At 73.8% G+C, this 3943-nt stretch carries 6 protein-coding genes; 5 read left to right on the top strand and 1 reads right to left on the bottom strand.

Going from position 1 to position 3943, the window contains the following annotated elements; all coding sequences use genetic code 11:
- Positions 1-7 precede the first annotated feature (7 nt).
- Both VF665_RS03955 and ytxJ read left to right on the top strand, forming a co-directional pair.
- Positions 8-535: an alpha/beta hydrolase gene (locus tag VF665_RS03955; protein ID WP_349263095.1), complete on the top strand. Its 528-nt coding sequence runs from the start codon at positions 8-10 to the stop codon at positions 533-535.
- Between the two features lie 102 nt (positions 536-637).
- Complete coding sequence (gene ytxJ / locus VF665_RS03950) at positions 638-955, top strand: bacillithiol system redox-active protein YtxJ (RefSeq protein ID WP_331052107.1); 318 nt, start codon at positions 638-640, stop codon at positions 953-955.
- A gap of 78 nt (positions 956-1033) precedes the next feature.
- On the opposite strand, the gene VF665_RS03945 is transcribed toward ytxJ, so the two are convergent.
- Complete coding sequence (locus VF665_RS03945) at positions 1034-1234, bottom strand: CsbD family protein (RefSeq protein ID WP_331052106.1); 201 nt, start codon at positions 1232-1234, stop codon at positions 1034-1036.
- Positions 1235-1491: 257 nt separating this feature from the next.
- On the opposite strand from VF665_RS03945, the gene VF665_RS03940 reads away from it, so the two are divergent.
- The 3 genes from VF665_RS03940 to VF665_RS03930 all read left to right on the top strand — a co-directional run.
- On the top strand, positions 1492-2520 hold the full coding sequence (locus tag VF665_RS03940; protein ID WP_331052105.1) for a hypothetical protein: 1029 nt from the start codon (positions 1492-1494) through the stop codon (positions 2518-2520).
- Between the two features lie 83 nt (positions 2521-2603).
- Positions 2604-2843 carry a hypothetical protein gene (locus tag VF665_RS03935; protein WP_331052104.1) on the top strand — a complete coding sequence of 80 codons (240 nt, stop codon included), beginning with the start codon at positions 2604-2606 and terminating at the stop codon, positions 2841-2843.
- 150 nt (positions 2844-2993) lie between these two features.
- Positions 2994-3943 (top strand): DUF885 family protein (locus VF665_RS03930; protein ID WP_331052103.1); only part of this gene is annotated, 950 nt, incomplete at its 3' end.

Raw genomic sequence — 3943 nt, 5'->3', positions numbered from 1 at the left:
GGCGACCCTGATCCTTCCCGGGATCGGCGATTCGGGGCCGGAGCACTGGCAGACGCGGTGGGAGCAGATGGACCCTGCCTGCCGGCGCGTGCGCCAGGCCGAGTGGGACGCGCCGCGGTGCGCGGACTGGGCCGCGGTGCTGGACGCCACGGTTTCCGCGCTGGACGGGCCGGCCGTCCTGGTGTGCCACAGCTCCTCCTGCGCGCTGGTGGCGCACTGGGCGCGCACGGCCTCGGCCGAGAACCTGGCGCGCATCCGCGGGGCGCTGCTGGTGGCGCCGAGCGATCCGGACGCGCCGGCGTATCCCGCGGGGCCCACGGGCTTTGCGCCGGTGCCGCGGGAACGGCTCCCCTTCCGCAGCATCGTCGTGGCCAGCACGAACGACGAGTACGTCACGCTCGAACGGGCGCGGGAGTACGGGCAGGCGTGGGGGAGCGAGTTCGTGAACGCGGGCGCGCTGGGGCACATCAACAGCGCGAGCGGGCTGGGCGAGTGGCCGCAAGGGTACGCGCTGCTGCGGAACCTGCGCGGGTGACGGCGGGTTCCGGGCGGGCGGTATGCGGATTGCGCCTGCCCGCGCCCGGCTGACGGCGGCCGGCCGGGCCGCCGCTCCGGGCGAACGCACAAGGAGCGTGGGATGAAGCAGATCGCGACGACGGGGGACGTGGACGAGGCGCTGAGCGCCGACACCGCCATCCTCTTCAAGTACAGCATGACGTGCCCCATCAGCGCCAACGCGCGCGGCGAGATGGAAGCGTTCATGGAAAAGCAGCCCGACGCGCCGCTCTACCGGCTGGACGTGCACGAGGCGCCGGAGGCCAGCACGTACGTGGCCGAAAAGACGGGGATCGCCCACGAGTCGCCGCAGGTGATCCTGCTGCGCAACGGCAAGACGGGGTACACGGCCACGCACTTTGACGTGCGCGCGCAGGACCTGGCGGCGCAGCTCGGCTGACCCGCCGCGGACGGGATGAACAAAGAGCGCGGCGGCCCCGAAAGGCCGCCGCGCTGGTTTGAGCCTTGAAGCCGCGGCTCAGAGCTTGTCGAGGCCGCGCTGCACGTCGCCCAGCTTGTCCTGCAGCTTGCCCTCGAGCTGGTCGCCCTTGCCCTCGGCCTGCAGGCTGGTGTCGCCGGTCAGGCCGCCCACCGCGTCCTTCACCTTGCCGCCCAGGTCCTTGAGCTTACCGGTGAGGTTGTTGTCGAGACCGCGGTCGGTCAGATTGCGCTCGTCCATGGTCGTCATCTCCCTGTGTGGATGTGCCTTCCGTCGCAGCGATGGAGGGGCAAGACGCGTACCGTGTTCCTGGGGCCGGCAACTTGCCGGGAGGCAACCGTTTGCGGTTTCCGGGAACCCGGCGCGGAGGCGGCCGCCGGCGTGCTCGCCCGAGTGTCCGGCGCGCGGCACGGGCGGGAATGGCGCTGCACACCCGGTCGTGCTCCTCGTCCGCCCGTAAACCCCCGGCCGGCCATCCGCCGAACCCTTTCGCCCCCGTGACCATGCTTTCCCTCGTTGCCCGCGCCATGGGCGGCGCGCTCGTCCTCGGGGCCATGCTCCCCGCCGCGCCGGCCGCGCAGACACGCCCGCCTTCTCCGGCCACCATGACGCCCGAATCCGCCGCGACCGCGTTTTTTCGTGCGATGGAAAGCGAGCAGTGGAACGAGGCCGCCCGCTGGATGCACCCCGAAGCGCTCGCGCGGCTACGCGAGGCCGCGCTCGAGCGGGCGGCCCTCGCCCGCGCGCCCGGAACCGATTCCATCACCCCCGAGGAGGTGATGCGCGACGATCCGGACATGCCGCGCGTCGTGGCCGAGTACCAGGCCCGAAAGTGGACCGAGAACATGCGGCAGAGCGCGCGGCTCGCCCGCACATCCCTGGGCGCTACCTCGCGTGAGGAGTTCGAGGCGATGTCTCCGGGGCAGCTGGTCGCGCGGCTGGTAGAGGAGAGCGATCCCCGCCGGATCGCCCGGGCCGTGGCGCGCGAGCAGGCGGACACGGTCGGGGGCAAACTGCTGGTGCGCGCCATTCCACCCACGGTGCGCACGGTCATCGGACACGTCGCGGCGCCGGACCGCGCCGACGCGGCGTACGTGCTGTACCGTTCCGCACCCCGCTACCCGGCCCCGCTCGCGCTGGTCCCGGAGCAGACCGCCGTGCTGCACATGCGGCGGGACGGGGCGGAGTGGAGGGTGAATCCCGGCGGCTTCGACGGTTCGGAAGTGTTCGGAACACCCTTCTCGTTCGGGTTCAGCGTCTCGCGCGCGGAGGGCTCCACGCTGGAGTCGATGCTCCAGGGCGGCGTCTGGCCCGCACAGGGTCCCCCGCGCCTGCGGGTGCGCATGGAGGAGATGGGCGAAGATCCGCTCCGGACGCCCCCCACCCGCCTGGTCGTGGAGCAGCTGGCGGCCGATGGAACGGTGGAGGCGCGGATCCGGATTCCCGCGGAGGCCTGGGAGCGGCTGCGCACCGTGGTGGACATCTGGGGGCTTCTCCTCCTTCCCGGCGACGACGACGAACCCTGACCGTTCCCGCACGTGGCGACGTTGGCCCGCGCGTTGCAACCCGGGCGCGGCTCATCCTCAGGAACCCGAGGCAGGAGGCGGATATGGGCAAGCTGGCCGGCAAGGTGATGTGGGCGGTGGCGGGGGGCGCCGCGAGCAAGATGGCGCGCAGCTACACGCGTTCCGCGCTGCACAGGGACAACGGCGCGCCCCGGCTGCCGCGCAAGGCGCGCCGCCAGGAAGGGATCGGCATGATGCTGGGCTGGGCCGTCGCCACGGGCGTGCTCCTGGCCATCGCCGACGTGCTTTCCGAGCAGGGCAAGGACGCGGCGCACGCGCGCTGATCCTCGTCCGTCCCCCATCGGCAGAAAGCCGCCACTCCGCGCCGGGGTGGCGGCTTTCGTTCGTCCCTCAATTGCGAAAACGGCGGCGCGCCGCATAATCATCCTCCGCCCGCGGTTCTCCATCGGCCCCTTTCACGACACCTTCGCCCCATGACCGCCCGTCCCGTACGCGCCGCCCTCGCGGCCGCCCTGCTCCTGGCCGCGCACCCGCTCGCCGCGCAGTCCCCGCCCGCCGGCGCCGCCGAAGTGCGCGCCGTGGCCGACGAGTTCGTGCGCGCCTCCGTGGCACGCGACCCCGCCGCGGCCGCCGAGGTGGGCGACACCACGCCTGCGGACCGCTGGGTGGACCGCTCGCCCGCCGCGCTTCGGGCCTGGGAGCGCCAGCAGGACGGCTGGCGGGCGCGCCTGGGCCGCGTGGACGCTGGCGCGCTGTGGGGCACGCCGGGGTGGGTGACGCACGGCATGCTGGCGGAAGCGCTGGAGTCCGCCGCGGGCGAGCGCGTGTGCCGGCGCGAGCTGTGGGGCGGAATTGACCAGATCTTCGGGTGGCACCTGGGGCTGGCCACCGCCGCCGCGCGCCAGCCCGTGGGCACACCGGCGAACCGCGCGCGGGCGCTGGCGCGGTGGCGCGACCTGGGCCGCTTTGTGGACGTGGAGATCGCCAACGCACGCGCCGGGCTGGCCGCCGGCTACAGCGCCCCGCGCGACAACGTGCTGCGGGTGGCGGAACAGGTGCGCGGCATGCTCCCCGACTCCGTGCAGGGATCCCCGTTCTGGAGCCCCGCCGCGCGCGACTCCGATCCCGCCTTTGTCAGCGACTGGGAAGCGGAGCTGCGGGGCACCGTGTACCCCGCCCTGCGGCGCTACCTGGCGTTTCTGGAACGCGAGTACCTGCCGCGCGCCCGCGCGGAGTCCGGCCTGTCCGCGCTCCCGCAGGGCGCCGCCTGCTACCGCGCCACGGTGCGCGCCCTCACCTCGGTGGACGTCGCGCCCACGGAGATGCGGGCGCGGGCCCGGGCGGTGCGCGCGTCCATGGAAGCGGAGCTGTTCGCCCTCGCCGGCCCGCTCACCGGCGCGGCGGACGTCCGGCGCGCGCGCGC

The organism is Longimicrobium sp. (genome assembly GCF_036387355.1).
In the GTDB taxonomy this organism is placed as follows: domain Bacteria; phylum Gemmatimonadota; class Gemmatimonadetes; order Longimicrobiales; family Longimicrobiaceae; genus Longimicrobium.
Note: the sequence above shows the minus strand (reverse complement) of the source record. Positions and strands in the feature narration are given on the sequence as shown.